This is a genomic window from Nisaea sp., assembly GCF_017640745.1.
Taxonomy (GTDB): Bacteria; Pseudomonadota; Alphaproteobacteria; order Thalassobaculales; family Thalassobaculaceae; genus Nisaea.
On the sequence record NZ_JAEPQA010000028.1, the window covers coordinates 1 to 22,523 of the forward strand.

General features: G+C 64.6%; 18 protein-coding genes and 1 pseudogene. 10 read left to right on the forward strand and 9 right to left on the reverse strand.

The window, feature by feature from the left end; translation table 11 throughout:
* Together JJ959_RS17400 and JJ959_RS17405 are read left to right on the forward strand one after the other, a co-directional pair.
* Positions 1 to 501, forward strand: a pseudogene (locus tag JJ959_RS17400) (FAD-binding oxidoreductase); the annotation flags it as partial.
* Between the two features lie 22 nt (positions 502 to 523).
* Positions 524 to 1,693 (forward strand): aminotransferase class V-fold PLP-dependent enzyme, encoded by a 1,170-nt coding sequence (locus JJ959_RS17405; RefSeq protein ID WP_292886464.1) that lies wholly within the window; start codon positions 524 to 526, stop codon positions 1,691 to 1,693.
* 17 nt (positions 1,694 to 1,710) lie between these two features.
* Here JJ959_RS17405 and JJ959_RS17410 read toward each other — a convergent pair whose 3' ends face one another.
* The 7 genes from JJ959_RS17410 to JJ959_RS17440 all read right to left on the reverse strand — a co-directional run bounded on the left by JJ959_RS17410 (position 1,711) and on the right by JJ959_RS17440 (position 11,453).
* Positions 1,711 to 3,141: an ABC transporter substrate-binding protein gene (locus JJ959_RS17410; protein ID WP_292886467.1), complete on the reverse strand. Its 1,431-nt coding sequence runs from the start codon at positions 3,139 to 3,141 to the stop codon at positions 1,711 to 1,713.
* Positions 3,142 to 3,222: 81 nt separating this feature from the next.
* Positions 3,223 to 4,527 (reverse strand): HlyD family type I secretion periplasmic adaptor subunit, encoded by a 1,305-nt coding sequence (locus JJ959_RS17415; protein WP_292886470.1) that lies wholly within the window; start codon positions 4,525 to 4,527, stop codon positions 3,223 to 3,225.
* Positions 4,524 to 6,254 (reverse strand): ATP-binding cassette domain-containing protein, encoded by a 1,731-nt coding sequence (locus tag JJ959_RS17420; protein ID WP_292886473.1) that lies wholly within the window; start codon positions 6,252 to 6,254, stop codon positions 4,524 to 4,526. Before JJ959_RS17420 ends, JJ959_RS17415 begins: the two co-directional genes overlap by 4 nt.
* 3 nt (positions 6,255 to 6,257) lie before the next feature.
* Positions 6,258 to 7,238 (reverse strand): calcium-binding protein, encoded by a 981-nt coding sequence (locus tag JJ959_RS17425; protein ID WP_292886476.1) that lies wholly within the window; start codon positions 7,236 to 7,238, stop codon positions 6,258 to 6,260.
* Between the two features lie 40 nt (positions 7,239 to 7,278).
* Positions 7,279 to 9,672 (reverse strand): glycosyltransferase, encoded by a 2,394-nt coding sequence (locus tag JJ959_RS17430; RefSeq protein ID WP_292886479.1) that lies wholly within the window; start codon positions 9,670 to 9,672, stop codon positions 7,279 to 7,281.
* A complete protein-coding gene (locus tag JJ959_RS17435; RefSeq protein ID WP_292886482.1) occupies positions 9,669 to 10,589 on the reverse strand; it encodes a hypothetical protein in 921 nt (306 codons plus the stop codon). The genes JJ959_RS17430 and JJ959_RS17435 overlap by 4 nt, the downstream gene beginning before the upstream one ends.
* Before the next feature lie 117 nt (positions 10,590 to 10,706).
* A complete protein-coding gene (locus JJ959_RS17440; protein ID WP_292886485.1) occupies positions 10,707 to 11,453 on the reverse strand; it encodes an aldolase in 747 nt (248 codons plus the stop codon).
* A gap of 150 nt (positions 11,454 to 11,603) precedes the next feature.
* Here JJ959_RS17440 and JJ959_RS17445 point away from each other — a divergent pair, with 150 nt between their 5' ends.
* The gene (locus JJ959_RS17445) at positions 11,604 to 13,208 is read left to right on the forward strand and encodes a 5-guanidino-2-oxopentanoate decarboxylase (RefSeq protein WP_292886488.1); all 1,605 of its coding nucleotides are present in this window, start codon (positions 11,604 to 11,606) and stop codon (positions 13,206 to 13,208) included.
* A 4-nt stretch (positions 13,209 to 13,212) separates the two neighbouring features.
* Here JJ959_RS17445 and JJ959_RS17450 read toward each other — a convergent pair whose 3' ends face one another.
* Entirely contained in the window at positions 13,213 to 14,022 is an 810-nt protein-coding gene (locus JJ959_RS17450) for a thioesterase family protein (protein ID WP_292886491.1), read from the reverse strand.
* Positions 14,023 to 14,338: 316 nt separating this feature from the next.
* Here JJ959_RS17450 and JJ959_RS17455 point away from each other — a divergent pair, with 316 nt between their 5' ends.
* The 7 genes from JJ959_RS17455 to JJ959_RS17485 all read left to right on the forward strand — a co-directional run bounded on the left by JJ959_RS17455 (position 14,339) and on the right by JJ959_RS17485 (position 21,461).
* A complete protein-coding gene (locus tag JJ959_RS17455) occupies positions 14,339 to 15,226 on the forward strand; it encodes a methyltransferase domain-containing protein (protein WP_292886494.1) in 888 nt (295 codons plus the stop codon).
* A 139-nt stretch (positions 15,227 to 15,365) separates the two neighbouring features.
* On the forward strand, positions 15,366 to 15,491 hold the full coding sequence (gene ykgO, locus JJ959_RS17460; RefSeq protein ID WP_193186635.1) for a type B 50S ribosomal protein L36: 126 nt from the start codon (positions 15,366 to 15,368) through the stop codon (positions 15,489 to 15,491).
* A 175-nt stretch (positions 15,492 to 15,666) separates the two neighbouring features.
* On the forward strand, positions 15,667 to 17,154 hold the full coding sequence (locus tag JJ959_RS17465; protein WP_292886497.1) for an FAD-linked oxidase C-terminal domain-containing protein: 1,488 nt from the start codon (positions 15,667 to 15,669) through the stop codon (positions 17,152 to 17,154).
* A gap of 77 nt (positions 17,155 to 17,231) precedes the next feature.
* On the forward strand, positions 17,232 to 18,281 hold the full coding sequence (ppk2, locus tag JJ959_RS17470; protein ID WP_292886499.1) for a polyphosphate kinase 2: 1,050 nt from the start codon (positions 17,232 to 17,234) through the stop codon (positions 18,279 to 18,281).
* Positions 18,282 to 18,318: 37 nt separating this feature from the next.
* On the forward strand, positions 18,319 to 19,542 hold the full coding sequence (locus JJ959_RS17475; protein WP_292886502.1) for an FAD-binding protein: 1,224 nt from the start codon (positions 18,319 to 18,321) through the stop codon (positions 19,540 to 19,542).
* Between the two features lie 14 nt (positions 19,543 to 19,556).
* The gene (gene glcF, locus JJ959_RS17480) at positions 19,557 to 20,864 is read left to right on the forward strand and encodes a glycolate oxidase subunit GlcF (RefSeq protein ID WP_292886505.1); all 1,308 of its coding nucleotides are present in this window, start codon (positions 19,557 to 19,559) and stop codon (positions 20,862 to 20,864) included.
* A 45-nt stretch (positions 20,865 to 20,909) separates the two neighbouring features.
* Entirely contained in the window at positions 20,910 to 21,461 is a 552-nt protein-coding gene (locus tag JJ959_RS17485) for a tetratricopeptide repeat protein (protein ID WP_292886507.1), read from the forward strand.
* Here the strand turns inward: JJ959_RS17485 and JJ959_RS17490 are convergent.
* Positions 21,458 to 22,519: a M48 family metallopeptidase gene (locus tag JJ959_RS17490; protein WP_292886509.1), complete on the reverse strand. Its 1,062-nt coding sequence runs from the start codon at positions 22,517 to 22,519 to the stop codon at positions 21,458 to 21,460. The two genes, JJ959_RS17485 and JJ959_RS17490, sit on opposite strands and share 4 nt — an antisense overlap.
* Positions 22,520 to 22,523: the final 4 nt, after the last annotated feature.

Sequence of the window (22,523 nt, forward strand, 5' to 3'; positions counted from 1 at the left end):
GCGAATCGCGGCGGGCTGGAGCCTTCCTGCCTCTTCACGCTCAGGGACGAGTTCAAGGCCATGCTGCCGGGCGCCGAGACCGATCTCGTCGCCGAGCACGCGCTGCTGTTCGAGGAATTCATCGCCCGCGAGCAAAAAGCCGGCAAGATCGCCGCCAACTTCAAGCCGGTGGCCAAGAAGGCGCTGGTGCACGGCCACTGCCACCAGAAGGCCTTCGCCGCCATGGGCGCGGTCGAAAGCGCGCTCCGCCTCGTGCCCGGCATGGAGGTCGAGGTGATCAATTCGAGCTGCTGCGGCATGGCCGGCGCCTTCGGTTACGAGAAGAAGAACCTGGAGGTCTCCATAGCCATGGCGGAGCGCGACCTGCTGCCGGCCGTGCGCGCCGCGGACGGGGACACCGTGCTCGTCGCTGACGGCACCTCCTGCCGCCATCAGATCAAGGACGGCGCCGCCCGCGAGGCGGTGCATGTCGCAACCATCCTGGACCGCGCGCTGGCGTGATCCCATCCTCTGGAGAAGAGCAATGACCTACAAGTCCGGCCCCCACTTCCTGCAGATCCCGGGACCGAGCCACGTCCCCGGCCGGATCCTCCATGCCATCGGTCAGCCGACCATCGACCATCGCGGCCCGGAGTTCCAGAAGCTCGCGAACGAGGTGCTGGCGAAGGTGAAGCCGGTCTTCAAGACCGAGTGCCCGGTGGTGATCTTCCCCTCCTCGGGCACCGGTGCCTGGGAAGCGGCTCTGGTCAACACCATGAGCCCGGGCGACCGGGTGCTGATGTTCGAGACCGGCCAGTTCTCCACGCTCTGGTGCGAGCTCGCGACCCGCGTCGGCCTGAAGCCGGAAGTCATTCCGGGCGACTGGCGCCACGGCGTCGACGCGGCGGCGATCGAGGAGCGGCTGAAGGCGGACAAGACGCACGAGATCAAGGGCGTCTGCGTCGTCCATAACGAGACCTCGACCGGCGTCACCTCCAACATCAAGGCGGTGCGCAAGGCGATCGACGCGGCGAACCACCCGGCGTTGCTTTTGGTCGACAGCATCTCCGGGCTCGGTTCGGCCGACTACCGGCATGACGAATGGGGCGCGGACGTCACGATCAGCGGCTCGCAGAAGGGCCTGATGCTGCCGCCGGGCCTCAGCTTCAATGCGGTCGGTCCGAAAGCGCTGAAGGCGTCCGAGAAGGCCACGACCAACCGCTCTTACTGGGACTGGAAGCACCAGATCGGTATGAACAAGGACGGCTGGTTCCCTTACACGCCCGCCACCAACCTGCTCTACGGCCTGAAAGAGGCCTGCGACATGATGATGGAGGAGGGGCTGGAGAACGTCTTCGCCCGCCACGAGCGATGGGCCGAGGCGACCCGCCGAGCGGTAAAGACCTGGGGCCTCGAGGTGCTCTGCCAGAATGCCGACGAGTACAGTCCGGTCCTGACCGCCGTTCTGATGCCGGAAGGCCACGACGCGGACAAGTACCGCGAGATCGTGCTCGACAAGTTCGACATGTCGCTCGGCTCCGGCCTTGGCAAGGTGAAGGGCAAGGTCTTCCGCATCGGCCATCTCGGCTATTTCAACGACCTGATGCTGATGGGCACCCTTTCCGGCGTCGAGATGGGCCTGGCGGTAGCCGGCGTTCCGCACAACAAGGGCGGCGCCCAGGCGGCGATGGATTACCTCACCGGCAACGCCTGAGCCGTTGGCTCGGGCCGCTAAAGGGTCGTCACGTCCAGCACTCCGTCGGCACGCATCCGCCAGCCCGGATGAGTGCCGGCGCGGGCGGCGACGAAGCTGTGGTGATAGAGCGTGAGCCAGGGCGGATCCCGGCGCAGGGCCTCGTAGCTCTGCCGGTGAAGGGCCTCGCGGGCGGCCGGATCGACCGTGGTCCGCGAGCGGTCCAGCAGCTTCTCCACCTCCTCGTTCCGGTACCCTTCCCACCAGGAACCGCGCACGCGGCTGTCGATTTTCTCGTAGAGCACCCGGAAGGTGCTCATCGGACTGGAATCGAAGACGCACATGTCATGGATCTTCTTGTCCCTGACCTGCTCGGCATAAGCCACCCGGTCCTCGACCCTGTGTGCGGTCAGCGAGATCCCGACTCTTGAGAGTTGGCGCGCGAGCGCGGCCGTCAGGGCCTCCGCCTCGTCCGGCAGGCGGGTCGGGCAGTCGACCTCGATCGCGAGCCCCGTGCCGTAGCCTGCCTCGGCAAGCAATTTCGAGGCGGTCTCCGGGTCCGGCTCGATATCCGCCGGTTCCGGCGCCGCTCCCGGATGGAAGTGGCTGACGAACCCACCGAGCGGACTGCCCGCGCCACCTAGCACTTCCTCGATCAGCGCCGTGCGGTCGATGGCGAGATTGACCGCCCGCCGCACCTTCGGATCCGTGAACGGGCCGTTGGCGGCGTTCAGCAGATAGATGATCGAGGTCGGGTCGATATAGTCGTGCCGGCTGAATTTCCCGTCGAGCGTTGCGGCATCGGCCGGAGAGAGCCGTGTCGCGACCTGTGCCGCGCCCTCGGCGAGGGCCCGCGCCCGGTCCGCCGAACGGGAAACCTCCCGCCAGATCAGCCGCCGGCTGGCGGACGTCCCGCCCCACCAGTCCGGGTTCGATGTCATTCGGATCTCGCCCCCGTCCTTGCGGCTTTCGAACGCGAAGGGGCCGCTGCCGATCGGGTGATCGAGGAAATCGGCTTTGTCGGCGAGATGCGGCGGGAGCGCGTAGCCGGAGACCAGCACGTCGAGCAGGTCGGCGCAGGGTTCCACGGTCTCGATCGTCAGGGTCAGCGGATCCGGGGCCGCGATCGTCGCGCCGCCGAGATACTGGCCCCAGACCGCCGGCGCGCCGAGCGTGGCGCCGATGTCAGGTCTTTGCATGCGCGCGATCGAAAAGCGCATGGCCTCCGCGTCGAGCGGGCTGCCGTCGTGAAAGCAGAGGCCTGGGCGGAGACGGAAGGTCCAGTGCCGAGCATCCTCGGACAGCTGCCACCTCTCCGCGAGCGCGGGCATGTAGCGCCCGTCCGGGCCCCGCCGGATCAGCGCGTCGAACAGCGCTTCCAGCAGCGCCAGAGTGTCTGAATTGTCGGTACAGTCCTGCGGATCGACCAGCTGGAGCCGGGATTGCAGGATCACGATTTCTTCGGTCATCGCTCTCTCCCCTCCGAAAGCATAGAAGCTTATTCCGCCCTTGCGGAGGGGCTTCGCGCTTCCATCGAAAGAGAGGGAGAATCAACGCTCGCGAAAGCCGCGAAAGAGCTGGCGGGTCACGGGTCCGAGAACGTAGTCGGCGGCCGTGCGCTCCTCGGTCAGGAGCGCGACGTCGGCCGCCATGCCGACCTTCAGGTCTTCCCGGTCGCGGGCGCCGTCGAAGCGAAGCCGGGCTTCGTAGTACTGCTGACCCGTGAGGGGATCGTTCAGCAGATCGGCCGAGACCCGGATGACGCGGGCAGGCAGGGGCGGGCGGTCGCGCCAGTGGAACGCGCCGATGCGGATCTCTGCGATCTGTCCGCGAAAGACGGAATCGATGTCTCCGGCACGCACCCTTGCATCCACCACCAGTTCGTCTGCGCGCGGCACGATGCTGAGCACCGTCTCTCCCGGCGCGACCACGCCGCCGACCGTGTGAAACGCGAGGTCGACCACCTCGCCAGCGACGGGCGCGCGCAGTTCGGTATTGCGCAGCCGGTCCCGCGCGCTCTTCAGCTGCTGGCCGAGGATGGCGATCTCGTTCGAAGCCTCCGTCAGGGCTTCGGCCTGGCCGCTCTGCCACTGATGGCGGAAGGCATCGAGATTGAGCTCGGCGGCGGCGAGGTTCTCTTGCGCCTGCGCGATGCGCCTGCGCAGAGCGTTGCGCTCTCCGATCAGGCTCTCGCGGGCGCGCTTCAGAGCGAGCAGCCGCGGTTTGCGTTCGAGTCCCTTGCCGAGCAGAGTCGCGACGTCGGCGGCTTCCTCCTCGATCATCGGCAATTGCCGGTCGACCGAGCGCAGTTCCTCGACCAGCGAGCCTGCTTCTTCTCGGAGTTCGGCGATCCTGCGCTCCAGCACGCGCTCCTTGCCCGCCCGCTCCCGCTCCGAGGCGGTGAACAGGGCGGCCTCGATTTCCTTGACGCGTGCTGCTTCCGGCGGCGTCCCGGCTGCAGTCAGTTCCGCCGGCCAGTCGGGGCTCTCCGCGCCGCGCAGGCTGGCGGTGAGGCGCGCCCGGCGTCCTAGGGTCTGAAGCAGGCGATCGCGCAGGATGTCGTGTTCGCTCCAGGCCTGGGCCGGATCGAGCCGGAGCAGCGGTTGACCCGCGGCGACATTCTCGCCCTCGGCGACCAGAATGTGCGCGATCCGCCCGCCTTCTCGCGTCTGGATCTCTTTGCGATAGGATAGAACGGTGACCCGGCCCTCAGCGAGCACCGCCGCATTGATCGGGACGAGCCGGCTCCACAGCGCGGCTCCGAGCAGAAAGAGGCCGATCGACGTCAGGGCCAGGAGGGCGATGGGCGCGATACGCGGGCCCGCCGCTGTATCGGTGATGGGAGCGAGGGTCATGGGCGCGCCACCTCCACCGGTATCTCCGCCGTTGCCGTCTCCAGAGCTGCCGGGGCGACGCGTGGGGCCACGATCCGCGCGACCGCGCCCTGGTCCAGCAAAGCCACCTGGTCGGCCGCTTGCAGCATCTCCATCCGGTGGCTTGTCGCGACCACGAGGCGTCCACGGTCCGCCAGCCATCGGAGCGTCGCCGCGAGAGATCGGAGCGACGTTCGGTCGAGGCTGGCGTCCGGCTCATCAAGCAGGATCAGGGAGGGATCGCCGTAGAAGGCGCGGGCGATGGCGAGCTGCTGCTTCTGTCCGCCGCTGAGCAGCGTCCGGCAGGTTTCGAGGTCGGTGTCGTAACCTTTCGGAAGGCGGCCGATCGTCTTGTGGATGCCGGCAAGCTTCGCCGCCTTGATCACGGCGTCCGGCGGGCCTTCCGTGAGCCGCGCGATCGCGCTGTGCACCGTCGGACCGAACAGTTCGAGGGATTGCGGCAGATAGCCGATATGGTGGCCGAAATCCTCCCGGTTCCAGCTGTGCGCGTCGTGGCCGTCAACGGTCACGGCGCCTGCCGTCGGTTTCCAGAGACCGGCGATGAGTTGGAGCAGGGTTGTCTTTCCGGCCGCCGCCGCGCCGGCAATACAGACCAGCCTGCCGAATTCCAGATGCAGGGAAACGCCTCTGATCACGGGCTGACTTGCACCCGGCGGGACGAAGAACACACGCTCGAGATTCAGCGTCTCACGTGGTTTTGGCAGCGAGACGGAGGCACGCGTGATCCGTGGCGGCGCTTCGAGCGCCTCCGTCAGACGGCGCAATGCGGATGCCGCCGCATTCCATTGCCGCCAGCGGTCAAGGATCTGTTCCAGCGGAGCCAGGGCGCGGACCATTATGATAGAGGCGGCCAGCAGCGAACCGATCCCGGCGGATTGCTCGACGACCAGCAGCATGCCGCCGCCGAACACCGCCAGTTGCAGGCTCATGCGAAGACCCTTGGCTATGCTGGCGGAGATTGCCTGCCGGTGTGCGCCCTGCATTGATGCCTCGATCATCGCCGCGTTCTGCCGGTGCCAGCGTCCGGCGAGGCGGCGCAGCATCCCCATCGCCTCCAGGGATTCCCCGAACCTGAGGGCATTGCCGATTTCCCGGTAGGCCGCCGCGGCCCGCTCGCCGCTCTCGCGCGCCGGGCGCCGGGTCAGCAGATCGTTTGCGGCCGCGAGGAGCAGCAGGACCGCCCCGGCCGCGAGGCCGAGCCATCCGAAATAGGGATGCAGAAGAAAGAGGGCGAAAAAGAACATCGGCGCCCAGACCAGTTCGAACCCTGCGGTCAGCGCTCCGCCGGCGATGAAATCGCGGATCTGACCGATGTCCTTCAGCAGCTCCGCAGGATCGGCGGTGCCGCCGAGAGTGCGGGTCGCGATTGGCTCCAGCGCGCGGTCGCCGAGCCTGCCCGCGAGCCATGCCGAGAGCCGCTGGTAGGTAAGGCTTCTCAGATAGTCCAGCGCACAGAACAGCAGCACGGCGCCGAGAGCGAGGACGGAGAGGCCGACGATCGTCGCGACGCTTCCGCTCATGGTGACGCCCGAGAACAATTTCAGCATGTATAGCGGGGGAATGAACATGGTCAGGGAGATGGCGAAGCTGAGCGCGAGGCCGAGGGCGAGCCCGGGCAGGCATCTGGCGAGAAGAGACCTGCAATCGTATGCAGCGTCGGACGAGCTTATGCCGGTTTCGGTGCGCATGTGTCAGGTCACCGTGATGTAGGAGGCGATATCGCGGACCAGATCCGTCGCGCTCAGTCCGTCGATGGTGACGACATTGCCGCCTCCAAGATCGATCACCGCGTTGCCGGTCGCGTCGCTGGAGATACGGACGGCAAGATCGGCGGCTTCGGTCACCGGGAGCCCGTTGATGTTCGCTGCGACGAGGATCCTGTCCGTGCCGCCGACGAAGTCGTAGATCACGTCGACCCCGCTGTCGTTCCGGAAGACGAACTGATCGCCTCCGAGATTGCCATGCAGGGCATCGTCGCCTCTGCCCCCCTCGAGGATGTCCGCGTCCTGGCCGCCATAGAGCGTATCGTTGCCGGCGCCGCCGAAGAGTGTGTCGTCCTGCTGGTTCCCGTAGAGGATGTCGTCGCCGATATTGCCGTAGGCCACGTCCGCGTCGCGATTGCCCATCAGGAAGTCGTCGCCGACACCTCCGGCGATTTCGTCGTTCCCCTGTCCGCCGAAGAAGCTGTCTGCCCCGTCGTCGGACGCGATCGTGTCGTCGCCGATGTTTCCGTAGATGATGTCGTCATGTGCGCCGCCGAAGATCGAGTCGTTGCCGCCGCCGCCGCGCAGGAGATCGTCGCCGAGACCACCGGTCATCGTGTCGTCGCCGCTGCCGCCCTGGATCTTGTCGCTCCCGCCACCGCCCCGGATGCGGGCATTGCCTTCGCCCTGAATGATCAGGACCGTGCCGTCGGTCGCATCGGGATTGAGCAGGATCGAGATCTGCTGCCCTCTTGCCACGGTGGCCGTGGCCGCGGACATGGTATCGGGGAGCAGGAACGGTGTCAGGGCACCGGCGCCGCCGGCGATGTCGGACGCCGGCGCATCGAACGTTTCGATCGAGCTCTCTGAAACGCCGATATTGTCCAGAAAATCCCGGATCAGCGTGCTCTGGCCCGCGTCGATGTTCCTGTTCAGCACAGGATCGAAGCCGCCCGGAAGCGATGCCACCTGATCTACCCCCAATTCAGCGCCGGTCTATTGCCGGCTTTCAGTCCCCGTGATGTCCTTCGGACACCGCGAAATGCAGTGACCGTGATTTATCCGTCCTGGCGCGCGGACCGTTGCCGGCGGTCGCGGGCCGGGCATTCCCGATCCTCCCGCTGTCCCTCATGCCCGGAGATGCGGGAAACCGGATGTCGGCGGTTCGCGCATACTTGTCCGCGAGACCGGACAGCTGACTGATCATTTCGTCCACGCCGATCCGCAGGCCGCGTGAGGCGATGATTTCGGAGACGACCATGTGCAGCAGTATCCAGCGATGGTTCAGCTCGCGATGCAGGTCATCGAAATCGGAGCTTCGCAGACCGGTCCCTTCGCTCTGGCGATACGCGGCGAGATCCGGAATGCCGGCCATCCGGTCGAAGCGGCCTCTGATGTCTTCCTGCGCATAGGCCTGGCCCATGAGGGCCGCGAGCGTCCGGAAATTCGGATTGTACTCCGCCGCCCGGATGTAGCGGTTCCGGACGATCGCGTTATAGGCGATATGCGGATTGCGCGCGGCGATGTCGGAATTCGCATAGGCGTCCCCGGCGGAGGTTCCGGCGCGGTGGTGATAGTTGGCCAGCGGTTTCGCCAGCACGCCGATATCCGCCTCCATGAGGAAGCGGAGATTGAAGTCCCAGTCTCCGAGGACGGGCAGGCTCTCGTCATAGCCTCCGAGTTTTTCCCAGAGCGCGCGCCGGTAGAGAAAGGCGATGGGTGGAAACAGATTGGCGACTGCCATTTCGGCGAGGTGGATGCAATTGACCCAGGCGTTGAATGGCCGGCGTTCCCGTTCCCGCACCTCACCGTCCCGGATATCCTCGGCGATATAGGTGCTGTGCGCGATGACCCCGGCATACCGATCCTTGTGTTCCTCGAGGAAGGCGACTGTCTCGGTGAGGAAATCGCGCTCCCAGCTGTCATCGTCGTCATGAATGACGATCAAGTCGGAGCGGCTGGCTTCGATGCCTGCATTGGAAGCGGCCTCCATGCCCTGACTCTCATCGAAGGAACAGAACAGGATGCGGGCCGGATCGATCGGAGCGGCCGCGAGAATATCCTGCACCGAATCTGCGTCGCCGCCGTCATTTACAACGACCCAGCAGTAGTTCCGGTAGCTTTGCGCCGCGACGCTGCGGGCGGCGCGTGCCAGCAACAGCGGGCGGTCTTTGGTCCGGGTTATGATCGCGACAGACGGCTGGAGGTCCGGCGCTGACACTGCATTCCTAAGCAGGCGTCTTTGCATCCGCTCCCTGCGCGGTCCGGCGAATTCGAGGGCGACTTGACCGGCTGGCCAAAGCGCATCTGCAATCCGCTGGGAGGCGCCGTCGCCGGCGTGGCGGTCCTTCGCCGGCAGAATGACGCCCACCGAACCGCTCCGCCCGAGGTCGAGGGATCTCGGCTTGTGGGCGAGCAGCGCCGCGGTTCCCCGGTCGGGAAACGAGATCATCCGTGACAGCTTCGTCAGCGCTTGCTCAAAAGCGCCGCCGATCTCCGAGAGGCCGTCTCCGGCATGCTCGCGGATATGGTCTGAGAGGCCGTCATAGACCGGATCCGCGAGCCTGCGTTCTCTTGTCCGGTTGTGGTTGCCGTTCCGGACGGCCTCGATATCGGCATGCTCCACGCGCTCTACCGACGGGTGGTTGGGCTCGAACAGGCTCTCGATCAGGTGCCGGTGACCGGCGAGGATCGTTGCCGGCTCTTCGGGACAGGGATGCGGGCTGTCGAAGAGCAGTCCTGTCATTCCGGCCGGACGCTTTCCGAGAATTTCGGCGCGGCCGATGCAGCCGAAATAGAGACCGCTCCACTCCCGGTCGGCGAAGGTCTGTTCGAGCAGCAATTGCTGGGTTCCGCGCCAACCTGTGTCCAGAAGGATCAGGCGGTCTGCGGATCCGGCGATCGTTTCGACATAATCCCTGAAGATCCGGGCCTGCTGGCGGAGATGGCGGCGCACACGCTCGGCGAGCTCTGTGTCCGACCTCAGGAACTCATGCAAGGGCTGCTGCGGAACGAAGGGGATGGCGGGACCGCTATTGCCCTTGTGCTCGGCGCGGAGTACGGCGCGAACGATCGTGTCCAGGGACTCGCCGTCGAGTTCCGTCCCGAGAGCCGTCATGGCGGTCGCCGGGGCTTTCCCGAAGGCGGCCTTGATCGCCATCAGGCGCGAGGAGCGGAAGAGGTGTGCGTGTCCCGGTAGCGGCGCTCCTCGTCGCCGGAGCCAGCCCTGGTAGAGGGATCTGAGCCTCAAACCGGCCCTCATCGCGAAAAGGATCCGATCCGCCGATGGATCGGTCTGCAGGAGATGTGCATGCAGCTTCACGAAATAGAAATTCACAATCGGACCGAGCAGGTCGCGCCCGAGTTTTCTCAGCTCTGCCGGTATTGCTCGATCGTTGCTCATGGTGCGAATGCAATATCCCGGCGGAAAGCGGTCGGCAGGCCGCGTCCTCCGCGGAAGATCCTCTCGAAACTGGTACGCCGGGCGGCCAGTTCCGCTACGGGCAGGGGGACATGCAACGCCTGCCAGCCCCGGCGTTTCGGACTGAGATAGTCGGTCTCGAGATTGTCGCCGATGTGCAATGCGCGTTTCGGCGGGACCTGGAAAGTCCGTTCGGCGTGGGCAAAGAGAGTTCCCGCGGCTTTGCTGCCGAAACCGTCGGCGGAGGACAGAATTGTCGGACGTCTGACTTTCCCATGAGCGGCGCTGAAGATTTTTCGTACCTGAGGGCCTTCAAGGTAGGTGTCCGTCAGGAAAATCGTCCGCAGTGCCGGAAAACGGGACCGGACCGCTTCGAGTAGGGGATTGACCTGAACATCGTCGATTTCCGAGGCAAGCTCGCTTTCGATGTAGAGCCTCGTGAGTTCAGGCCGGCGGAGCAGACTGCAGACGGTCTTTGCGATCTCACGGAATGCGGGGTCGCCGCCTTCTGCTTTGCTGCCGTTCACGCTGTAAGCCGCTCTGGCGGCGGCGATACGGGCGAGCAATGCGTCTTCGATGGAGAAATCCGGAGTGCCGCCCGTCTCGAAGACGGTCCGGTGGAAGCGCTTGGCGGCGCATCTGAACCTGGCAAGTTCGGATCTTTGTCTGCGCAGCAGGGCCGTGTCGAAGATGTCGATCGACAGCAGCGTGATCCGGTGTTCGGTCACCTTTTCGGCAATAGCATCGAGAAGGGCCGCGCGATCTTCAGGTGAGGAATAGAAGCTGCGTAGCCCGGCGTTCGCTCGCAGCGCTTCAAGATATGGCGGCGGGCCCGCAACCAGCGGCTCGGCCCGTTTCCCCCCGATTTTCCCGTGCCCGTCCATCGTTCCCGGCTCCATGCCGATGAGCCTTTCGGCTCAAGAGGAAACGGGATCGTGCCACCATTCGGTATGCAACGAAAGAGGGTAAAAGGAATTTTATCTTCTAAATAAACCTGTACTCAGAAGGGGTTGCGCCTAGTTCAGGAAGTCGGGCTCTTCCTTTTCCAGCATCCGCCGCAGCGCCTTGAAGTGCCGGTCTGCGACGCGGGCATTCTCCGTCGACGCCTGCTGGCGGGTATGGGCGCGGGTCTCTTCCGGGATCGAGCGCAGCTTCTGGCCGGTCGACTTCGCCAGTACCTGGAACTTCGCCGCGCGCTCTAGGTAATAGAGATCGTTGAAGGTGTCCTGCACCGTCGGGCCGGTGGTGATGACGCCGTGGCAGGCGAGGAAGAGCACTGAATGGTTGCCGATCTTGCTTGCCATCCGCGCGCCCTCGTTCTCGTCGAGGGCGAGGCCGCCATATTCGTCGTCATAGGCGATCCGGCCGTCGAACATCAGCGCGTTTTGCTCGCACATCTCAAGGCGCCCGCCCTCGAGCAGGGTCAGCGCCGTCGCATAGGGCTGGTGCGTGTGCATGATGCAGACCGCGCTCGGCACCGCTTTGTGCATTTCGCTATGGATGAAGAAGGCGGTGTCCTCGACCGTCTCCTTGCCTTCCAGGATGTTTCCGTCGCCGTCGCAGAGCACCATCGAGGAGGCGGTGACTTCCGACCAGTGCCAGCCAAACGGGTTGATCAGGAAGCGGTTGCCGCGCATCACGCCGTCATCGTCCGGCAGGGCGAGGGAGAAATGGTTGTCGACACCCTCGTTGAGGCCATAGCGCGCAGCCCAGCGCAGAGAACAGGCAAGGTCGATACGGGCTTGGCGGATGTCGGTACTCATGCGGTGCTCTCCCTGCTGGCCGGCTTATGCGGACATAAGAAATTGTTGTTTTGCCGAAGATAGACCGGCGGCTAGGGTCGCGTGAAGTGTCCGGCTGCGAACGGGTTCAGGCCCGGCGTGGCGCCAATCGGAGAACAGGGCGGGGGCGGAATGTCCGGGAAGAGCTGCGCCGACGTGATCGTCGGGCTGATGGAAAGCTACGGGATCGATACGATTTTCGGGATTCCCGGCGTGCATACGGTCGAGTTCTACCGGGCGCTGACCGCGAGCGGCCTGCGCCACGTGACACCGCGGCACGAGCAGGGGGCGGGGCTGATGGCCTACGGTTACGGACTTGCGACTGGGAGTCCGGCGGCCATTTCCGTCATCACCGGGCCGGGGCTGCTGAATGCGGCGACGGCGATCGGGCAGGCCTATTCCGATTCCGTGCCGATGCTGGTCCTTGCCGCGACCAACCAGAGCCACGAGGTGGCGATGGGGCAGGGTTTCCTGCACGAGATGCCGAACCAGCACGAGGCGGCGCGCACCGTGACGGCGTTCAATCACGTCTTGATAGCGCCGGATAACCTGCCGGAAATCTTCGCCCAGGCTTATGCTGTGTTCGACAGTGGACGCCCGAGGCCGGTCGGGATCGAAGTGCCGCGCGATCTGTTTGGAACAACCTGTCAGGCTGAAACGACGGCATGGCCGAGGACGCCGAAACCAGCGCCGCATCCGGCGATGCTCCAACGCGCGGCGGCGCTGCTGAGCGAAGCGGCACGCCCGGTCCTGCTGCTCGGCGGCGGTGCCAAATGGGCGGGTGCGGAGGCCTTGGCGCTCGCGGAGAAACTGGGTGCTCTGGTCGTGACCACGAATGCGGCCAAGGGCGTCATTCCGGAAACGCACCCGCAAAGCGCGGGCTCATCGCTTGAGCATGAAGCAACGCAGCGGGCGCTCGCCAAAGCGGATGTCGTGCTCGCGGTGGGCAGCGAACTTGCCGAGACCTCCTTCTGGACGCCCGCGCCGGACCTGCGTCTCGGCGCAAAACTCATCCGGGTGGACATCGACCCGGCTCAGCTGGTGCGCAGCTTCCGTCCGGACCTCGCCATTCTCGGCGATGCCACGCTCACGCTTTCCGCGCTCGCCACCCTGATGGAACGGAGCGAACCTGCTGGCGGAGCGGCCCTGGCCGCGTCGCTCTGGCCGGAGATCCGGAACGCAAGCGACACGCCGGAGACCGCCAACCGCTGCCGGCTGCTCGATCTGCTTATGGAATACCTGCCAGCGGATTGTTTCATTTCCCTCGACTCGACCCAGGTGGCCTATACCGGGGCCTCCTATTTCCGGATCGGCCATCCGAACGGCTGGCATTTCCCGAACGGTTTCGGAACGCTCGGGACCGGCGTGCCGACGGCGATCGGCGCGAAGCTCGGGGCCCCGGATCGCCCGGCGATGGCGATCGCGGGCGACGGCGGTCTGCTGTTCACGGCGGAAGAACTGATCGTCGCGGCCGAGCTCGGCCTGCCGCTTCCGGTCCTGGTCTGGAACAATGGCGGCTACCGGCAGATCCGCGACTCCATGGTCGAAGCGGGCGTACAGCCGCTCGGAACCGACCTTCTGGTGCCGGATTTCTCCGCGCTGGCGAAAGGATATCGCTGCGGATATGCCGCACCGGAAAGCGCCGGCGATCTCTCCAGTGCGCTTTCCGATGCTTTCGTCGCGTCCGGGCCTACCCTCATCGAAGTGAGAGCCGAAGCGGCGTTTCTGAAGTCCTGAGCGATCAGCCGCCGAGCAGGGCGCGTGCCTGTTCGAGGATGTTCTCGGGCAGGCGTGTCGGCTTGCGCGCGTCGAGATCGAGATGCACGCCGAACTGGCTCAGCTCCGCGAGGCGCTTCTTGCGGGTCGTATCGACGAGCCGGTGGACCATGCGGATCGAAGAGGAGCCGACATGGGCGACGGTGCTCTCGACATGAACGAGATCGCCGCCTTCCGGCCAGTGGTCCATCTCGATCTGGAATTCGAAGGTCGAGAAACCGCGCCGGTTCTCCCTCAGGTAGCTCGGGCTCATGCCGATCGTCGCAAGAGCGTGGAAACCCGAACCCGAGAACTGGTGGATCAGACCGCCGAGGCCGAGTTTTCCGGTCCAGTCGAGATCGCTCGGCCGCACCACGTCGGTGCCGGCGCGAACCCATTTCGCGGATTTGGGCGCCGGCGCCCTCTCTTCTCTCGCCGGTCCGTCCCATTCGGCGGGTGAGCCTTTGAGGGGGATGCCGTCGAGGGTTTGCTCCATGGTGGTGCAGAGCATGCCCGTGTCGGAGTTGAACAGGCGGTGCGCGATCACGGGTCGGAGTCCGGTCTCAATAAGACCGGTCTCGATATGGAACAGATCGCCTTTCCTGAGTTCGGCATGATACCGCGTGTAGCAATCGGTCGTCCGTGCCGTGCGCGGATCGACGCCGCTTTCTCGTAGATAGCGCCAGGCCGCCGCCTCAAACTTCTCGTAGTAATAGGCCACCGTGAAATGCTCGACCACGTCGCATTCCCAGGCCTTCACGTCGCCGCGGTAAGTCTCTTGGAAATCGGATGTCATTCTTCCTGTCCGCTATCGGGGAATCGGCAGCGGAGAATAAACGGACATCCGTGCTTGAGGTCAATCGCCGGGCGCCGGGGCCTCCCGCCTGAGTCCTTTTATATGACTGTAAAAATCCTATGCCGAAGTCTTTCAATGTATTAGTTAAGGTTTGGGAGTGGGGAGCAAAAATGTATGTAAGTTTGGACCGGCTCGCCTTGGTCTCAATAGGTTGTTAAAAATTCAGGGTATATAAACGTCCGCAAAGACGCCCTGATACTTCCTGGTGGGGGACCATTTGGCCTTAGCGACTCAAGGGAAACGCATAGTCCGGAATGTGCGGCGCGCGTGGTATATAATCCTGCGCGCCCTGTCCGTTGACGAGCCGAAATTCCAGGTCGACTACGAGCCCGAGGAAGAGGAAGTCGTCCAGGAAGAGGTTCTCGGTCCTTGGCATCCGAAAGCCATCGAGATGATCGAGACGATCTGGGGCAAGGGCTTCAACATGCCGGGCGGCCCCCAGCACGTGTTGACGCTGGCCAAGCCGTTCGCCCTCGACAACCAGATGAACCTGCTCGACATCAGCAGCGGCATGGGCGGAGGCACCATCGCCGTTTCCAGCCAGTTCGGCTGTTACGCGACCCTGCTCGAGAACGTTCCTGAACTCGCGGAAATCTCCCAGCGCAACATCGACATGTCCGAGGTGCGCTCGAAGATCAAACTGCAGGAATTCGACCCCGCAAAGATCGTGCTCAAGGCGAACAGTTTCGATTGCATCCTGACCCGCGAGTTCCTGTTCCGCGTCGAGGACAAGACCCGCATGCTGCAGACGATCAAGCGGGCGATGCGGATGTACGGTCAGCTTTCGCTCACCGATTTCATGCTGGATTCGAACAAGGAACCGTCGCCGTCGCTCAAGAAATGGATCGAGTCGGACCCGTTCCCGATCCATCTCTGGAGCGTCGACCGGTACGAGCAGGAAATCGAAGCCCTCGGGCTCGATGTCCGCGTCTCGGAGAACATCAGCAAGGAATATCACCTGTACATGACGCGCGCGTTCCAGAGCTTTATCGACCGCTATCAGGACGGCAAGATCAGGGCCTCCAAGAATCAGCTTCCCATTCTGATGGGGGAGGTGGAGCGCTGGGCCCGGCTCGCGGCCCTGCTGGAATCGGGCGAGGTGAAGCTGCACCGTTATTTCGCGCTGAAGCCGGTCAAAGCCTGATTTTCGGGGCAGTGCGCGGGTCCTGAAGAAAGCCGGGAAATTTCCGGGATCAGGCGTTGACATCCGCCATCCACCACCATATGTTCCGCGCTTCCCGAGGGCCGGAAGGTCCTCCCGACAGGTTTTTTGGACTCGTGTCATGAAAATCGCGAATTCGATCAAAACGCTGAAGAAGCGGGACCGCAATTGTCGCGTCATTCGCCGTAAGGGCCGGACGTACGTGATCAACAAGCAGAATCCGCGCTTCAAGGCACGCCAGGGCTGATAGCCCCGGTCTGATCCGATCAAGGCGGCCGTCCGCAAGGACCGCCGCCTTTTTCATGTTCGGATCTTGCTTTCCGCATCGTGGGATACGATCTTTCCATCCGGAAATCGGACGTCAGATTGCTCCTCGGACGCGACGGTCCTATTGTGGCCGGAAAAGACCCGAGGAGAGCGACATGCTGATGCCGGAACCGGACCGTTCGGTGATGGAGCGCCGCGAGGAGATCGCGGCGGCTTTGCGGGGTATCGTACCGGGCGAAGGCGTGATCACCGCGACCGACGAGATGCGCGTCTACGAGACCGACGGTCTCTCCGTCTACCGCCAGCTTCCGATGATCGTCGTCCTGCCGGAGACGACGGAGCAGGTCGCCGCGATCCTGCGCTATTGCAAGCAGGCAGGCGTGAAGGTCGTGCCGCGCGGGGCCGGCACCGGTCTTTCCGGCGGCGCCCTGCCGCTCGCCGATGGTGTTTTGCTGGGGCTCGGCAAGTTCAACCGGATCCTTGAGATCGATTACGAGAATCGTGCCGTCGTCACCCAGCCGGGCGTCACCAATCTCGGGATCACTCACGCCGTTCAGGATGACGGCTTCTATTACGCGCCCGATCCCTCCAGCCAGATCGCCTGTTCGATCGGCGGCAACATCGCGGAGAATTCCGGCGGCGTGCATTGCCTGAAATACGGGCTGACCACCAACAACGTGCTCGGCGTCGAGTTCGTCACCATGGATGGCGAGATCCTGCGTTTCGGCGGCAAGCATCTCGAGGCGGACGGGTACGATTTCCTTGGTCTGATCACCGGCTCCGAGGGGCTGCTCGGCGTGGTCACCGAGGTCACGGTCCGCATCCTGAGGAAGCCGTCGACGGCGCGCGCCCTGCTGGTCGGTTTCCCGACCCCCGAAGAGGCGGGCGCCTGCGTCGCCGCGGTGATCGCGAACGGAATCATCCCGGGCGGCATGGAGATGATGGACAATCCGGCAATCAACGCCGCCGAGGATTTCGTCAATGCCGGGTATCCGCGCGATGCCGGGGCGCTGCTGATCGTCGAGCTGGACGGTCCCGAGGTCGAGGTCGACTATCTGATCGGCCGGGTGAAGGAGATTGCCGAGGCCAATGGCGCGACCGAGGTGCGGATCAGCGAAAGCGAGGAGGAGCGGAACAACTTCTGGGCCGGCCGCAAGGCGGCATTCCCCGCCGTCGGACGGATCTCCCCCGACTATATCTGCATGGACGGCACGATACCGCGCAAGAAGCTGCCCGAGATCCTCAGCCGCATGAGCGAGATGTCGAAGAAGCACCGTTTGCGGGTCGCCAACGTGTTCCATGCCGGCGACGGCAACCTGCATCCGCTGATCCTGTTCGACGCCAACCAGGAAGGCGAGCTGGAGCGGGCGGAAGCTTTCGGCGCCGATATTCTGACCGCCTGTGTCGAGCTCGGCGGCGTGCTGACCGGCGAGCACGGGGTCGGCATCGAGAAACGCGACCTGATGGGCGAGATGTTCACCGAAATCGACCTGAAGCAGCAGCAGCGTGTGAAATGCGCCTTTGATCCCGACGGCCTGCTGAACCCGGGCAAGGTCTTCCCGCAATTGCACCGCTGCGCCGAGCTTGGCCGCATGCACGTATCGGGCGGGCAACTGCCGTTTCCGGACATTCCGCGTTTTTGATCTTCATCAATGCCGGTTCGGGTTCCGAGACGTCTACTGGAACGTTCATGGGGACCGGACTGGCAAGGAGAAGTGAGATGACTGAAGCTTCCAAAGACCCGGCCGCTGCCGCGAAACCGGCGGCGCCGAGACGAAGCAGAGCGAAACCGGCGACAACGGCCGTTGCGCAGCCTGTCTACAAGGACGAGGGCCATGCAGAGGCGGCGGCATCGCTGCATCATCTGGCGGAGATGCGGCACTCTCCCGAGGAGATCCGCAGGATCTTCGAGACCGGCGAATATCCCTACCACGAGAAAATGAAGCGCGCGGTCTACGAGCGACAGAAGGCCAATCTTCAGGCCGAACTCCTCAAGGCGCAGCGCTGGATCGAGGAGACAGGGCAGAAGGTTGTGATCCTGTTCGAGGGGCGGGACGCTGCCGGCAAGGGTGGAACGATCAAACGCTTCATGGAGCACATGAACCCGCGCGGTGCGCATGTCGTGGCGCTCAACAAGCCGTCCGACCGCGAAAAGAGCCAGTGGTTCTTCCAACGCTATATCGAGCATCTGCCGTCCGCCGGCGAATTGGTGATGTTCGACCGCTCCTGGTACAACCGCGCCGGTGTCGAGCGCGTCATGGGTTTCTGTTCGCCGACCGAATATCTCGAGTTCATGCGCCAGACCCCTGTGCTAGAGCAGATGCTGACCCGCTCGGGCATCCGTCTGTTTAAATACTGGTTCTCGGTCACCCAGGACGAGCAGCGGCGCCGCTTCAAGGCGCGGGAATCCGATCCGCTGAAGCAGTGGAAGCTCTCTCCGATCGATCTGGCGTCGCTCAACAAATGGGACGATTACACCGAAGCCAAGGAAGCGATGTTCTTCTACACGGACACCGCTGACGCGCCCTGGACGATCGTGAAGTCGGACGACAAGAAACGGGCGCGGCTTGCCTGCATGCAGCACTTTCTCTCGTCCCTTCCCTATGACAATAAGGACCGGAGGGTGGTCCGCGGTCCGGATCCGCTGATCGTCGGCTCCAGCGCGCATGTCTTCGGCCATGACGATCATATTCTCGGCAAGTCGCTGCATCCGGACCTGAAGCGGGGCCGGGCGAATGGCGGCGATGCCGCACCTGAAACTACCAACTAGGGCCGGCGAAACGGCCTCAGCGTGAGCGTGGAGAGATATGGCGTCTACACTGAAGCCGGATGATGCACGGCAGGTCGAGGAAGCGATTGCCTGGGCGGTTGCGAACGGAGAGCCGCTCGAACTGATCGGGAGAGGAAGCAAGCGGGCGCTCGGCCGCCCGTTTCAGGTCGAGACCATGCTCGACCTCTCCGCGCTTTCGGGCGTGATCGACTACGAGCCAGCGGAGCTTGTCCTGACCGCCGGTCCCGCCACGCCGATGGCCGAGATCGAGAAGCTTCTTGCCGAAAACAACCAGATGCTCGCCTTCGAGCCGATGGATCTGACGGCCCTTCTCGGCGGTGCCAGCTCCGAAGGCAGCCTCGGCGGGTCGCTGATGATCAACAGCGGCGGACCGCGGCGGATCAAGTCCGGGGCGGCCCGCGATCATCTGCTGGGATTCGAGGCGGTGAGCGGCCGGGCGGAGAGCTTCAAGTCCGGCGCGCGTGTGGTGAAGAACGTCACCGGCTACGATCTGCCGAAGGTGATCTGCGGCTCCTACGGCACGCTTGCGGCCGTAACGAAGATCGACGTGAAGGTGCTGCCCCGGCCGGAGAAGGTCTATACCGTCCTCGTGCTCGGTCTCGACGCGGAACAGGCCGTCAGGGCGATGGGCGCGGCGATGAACAGTGCGCACGAGGTCTCCGCGGCGGCGCACGTTCCGGCGAACCTCACCGCCAAATCCGCTGTCTCCTACATCCGGGAGGCCGGCGCCTCGGTGACGGCGCTGCGCATCGAGGGGTTCGGCCCCTCCGTCGAGCGGCGCTGCGCCGAGCTCCGTGAGGAGCTCGCATCCTTCGGCACCATCGAAGAGCTGCACACGATGAACAGCCTCAGCTTCTGGCTCGAGGTGCGCGACGTGCATTATCTCGTCGCACCGATGCAGGATCCGGTCTGGCGCATTTCCGTGCCCCCGGCGTCCGGAGCGACGGTCGCCGCGGACCTTTCGAAGCTCGACGGTGCGGCCTGGTTCTCCGACTGGTCGGGCGGTCTGATCTGGCTGCAGCTTCCGGCCTCCAACGATGCTTCGTCCGCCGAGGTCCGCGCTACGGTCGATGCGGCGGGTGGACACGCGACACTCGTGCGTGCGTCAAAGGATGTGCGCGCCGCGGTTCCGGTCTTTCATCCGCAGCCGGCACCGATCGCTGCGCTCAGCCGCCGGGTAAAGGAGAGTTTCGATCCGAAGCAGATCCTCAACCCCGGCCGCATGTATGCGGGTATCTGAGGGGGCGAAGAGAGATGCAGACCAATTTCACCCTCGCCCAGCTCGCCGATCCCGCTGTCAGGGAATCCGAGTCCATCCTGCGCAAATGCGTGCATTGCGGCTTCTGTACCGCGACCTGCCCGACCTTCGTCCTGCTCGGCGACGAGCTCGACAGTCCGCGCGGGCGGATCTACCTGATCAAGGACATGCTGGAGAACGGCAAGCCGGCAAACGACGAGGTCGTGCGCCATGTCGACCGCTGTCTCTCCTGTCTTTCCTGCATGACGACCTGCCCCTCCGGCGTGAACTACATGCACCTGGTCGATCATGCCCGAGCGCATATCGAGGAGACCTACAGCCGTCCGCTGCTCGACCGCGCCCTGCGCGCGCTGCTGGCCTTCCTGCTGCCCTATCCGAACCGTTTCCGTTTCGCCCTGCTCGGCGCCTCCATGGCGCGGCCCTTTGCGGGTCTCTTCGGCGACGCGCTCGGCGGGCGGATCAAGGCAATGCTCTCGCTCGCGCCGAAACGCTTCCCGGTGCGCAGCCCGCTCGACAAGCCGGGCACGCACGCCGCCGCCGGCGCCCGGAAGATGCGGGTCGCGATGCTGGCCGGTTGCGCCCAGCGGGCGCTTGCGCCCTCGATCAACGATGCGACGATCCGTCTGCTGACCCGTCTCGGCATCGAGGTGGTGGTGCCGAAGAGCGCCGGCTGCTGCGGTGCGCTGACCCATCACATGGGCAAGGAGGAGAGCGCCATGGCCTCCGCCCGCGCCAATATCGACGCCTGGGCGGAGCTGGAGGCGGAGGAGGGCGGTCTCGACGCGGTGGTGATCAATGCGTCGGGCTGCGGCACCACGGTGAAGGACTACGGCTTCCTGTTGCGCGAGGATAAGGTCTATGCGGAGAAGGCGGCACGGATCGCCGCCAAGGCGAAGGACGTGACCGAACTCCTGACAGAGGTCGGCCTGCCCGAAACGGCGGTCGGCGAAGGCATGCGGGTGACCTACCATTCCGCCTGCTCCATGCAGCACGGGCAGAAGATCAAGAGCCTGCCGCAGGCATTGCTGCGGAAGGCCGGCTTCACCGTCAGCGACGTGCCGGAAGGCCATCTTTGCTGCGGTTCCGCCGGTACCTACAACATGCTGCAGCCGCAGCTCGCGACCCGGCTCCGCGACCGCAAGGTGGCGAATATCGCCAAGACCAGGCCGGAGGTGATCGCCGCCGGAAATCTCGGCTGCATCACCCAGATCGCCTCCGGAACCGAGGTGCCAATCGTCCATACGGTCGAGCTTCTGGACTGGGCGACGGGCGGGCCGAAGCCGGACGCGCTCGACCATATGTGATGGGTTGAGACTTGGCCCGGGAGCAGGCTGCGCTAGGTTAGAAAAATGCGCAGTTTTCTCGGTGCCACGATTATCGCTCTTACGTTCGTCTTCCTGGCGATGGCGGATCAGCGCGATCCGCGTCTGGATCCGCTCTTCGAGGAGCTGAAAACGGCCGCCTCGGTTACCGACGCTCGCTATATCGAGCGCGAGATCTGGGGCATCTGGTCGGAGCACGGCGCGGATGTCGAAGCCGAGATGCGCTTCAACGAGGGGCTGCTGCTGATGAATGCCGGGCAGCTCGAACAGGCGATCCGGCTCTTCAGCATCGTCATCGATGTGGCCCCCGAATTCGCCGAGGCCTGGAACAAGCGCGCGACCTTGCTCTATTTCACCGGCGATTATGCCGGTTCTGTCAGGGATATCGAACGGACGCTGGCTCTCGAACCGCGCCATTTCGGTGCGCTCTCCGGGCTCGGTCTGATCTACCAGCAGCTGGAGAGCCCCGACGGCGCCATCAAGGCCTTCCGTGCCGCGCTCGATATCAATCCGCATATGCCGCACATCAAGGAGCGGCTGGACATGCTCATGGAAGCGAAGGCGGGCAAGCCGCTCTAATCCGTCTTGTCACAGATCCGTTTCAGGATCAGCCAGTCTTCCGGAGACAGCGCCTGCTTCGTTCCGGTTCCCTGTTCGCGGAAGAACACCGCCCGGCCATCGCTGTCGGGATGGGTGCTGAGATATCCGGGCAACAGGCCCGAGAGATCGCCCTTGCCCCGCATCCGCTCGAAGAACTCGGCACCGCCGGCGGGATCCAGATCCAGGCGGTTGAGCAGACGTAGGGCATAGCGGTCCGCGTCCTGCTCGCTGCCGCGGGAATAGGAGAGGGAGAGGCCGGTCTCAAAGACGGTTTGCCCGATCGTGTTCGTCCCGTCGAAGCCGAAGAGCAGGACCGACGCCGCGCTGAGCGCGTTCTCCCGCATCCAGCGCTCCGTATGGTCGCGATGCACGACATGGCCGATCTCATGCCCGATCACGGCGGCCAGTTCGTTCGGGCTGCGGGCCTTGTCTATCAGGCCCCGCAGCAGGACGATGCGTCCGCCCGCGAAGGTCAGGGCGTTCACCATCTTCGAGCTGGTGACATCGACGGTGATCGGATGCGGGAATGCCGCCGTCTTAAGCAGATCCTCGACCAGACCGCGCAGGATCCGGTTCGGTTCCTCTGCGGCGCATCGCTTGCCGATCATCAAAGCGAGCTTGTCCAGCTCCGGCCGGTCCACGGCCTCGAAGGACCAGGGCATCGCCCGTGCGAGGCGGTCCGTAACCGGCGGCACGAAGAAATAGAGCCCGGCGATCAGGGTGAGAACGCCGAGGCTTAGCCCCGCCGCGATACCGGTATGGCGCCAGCGCTCGCGGCCGCGCTCAAGCAGTTGCGGGGCCTGTCGTCCGATGGCTTCCACCGCCCAGGCTTCTTCGATGATCAGGCGGCTGTCCTGATGACGTCTGTGGGTGAAGGCGAGATGCTCCTGGGGCCGGTAGTCCCAGAGCCGGATCAGATCCTCGTGGCGCCAGGCAAGAGCGCCGCGTTCAGTCTCAAACGCGATGCCTTCGGGGCCGATGTCAGGCTCGATATCGTGGCGCTTCGGAGTGGCGCCGTCGAAAAAGTGCGACCCCATGCGT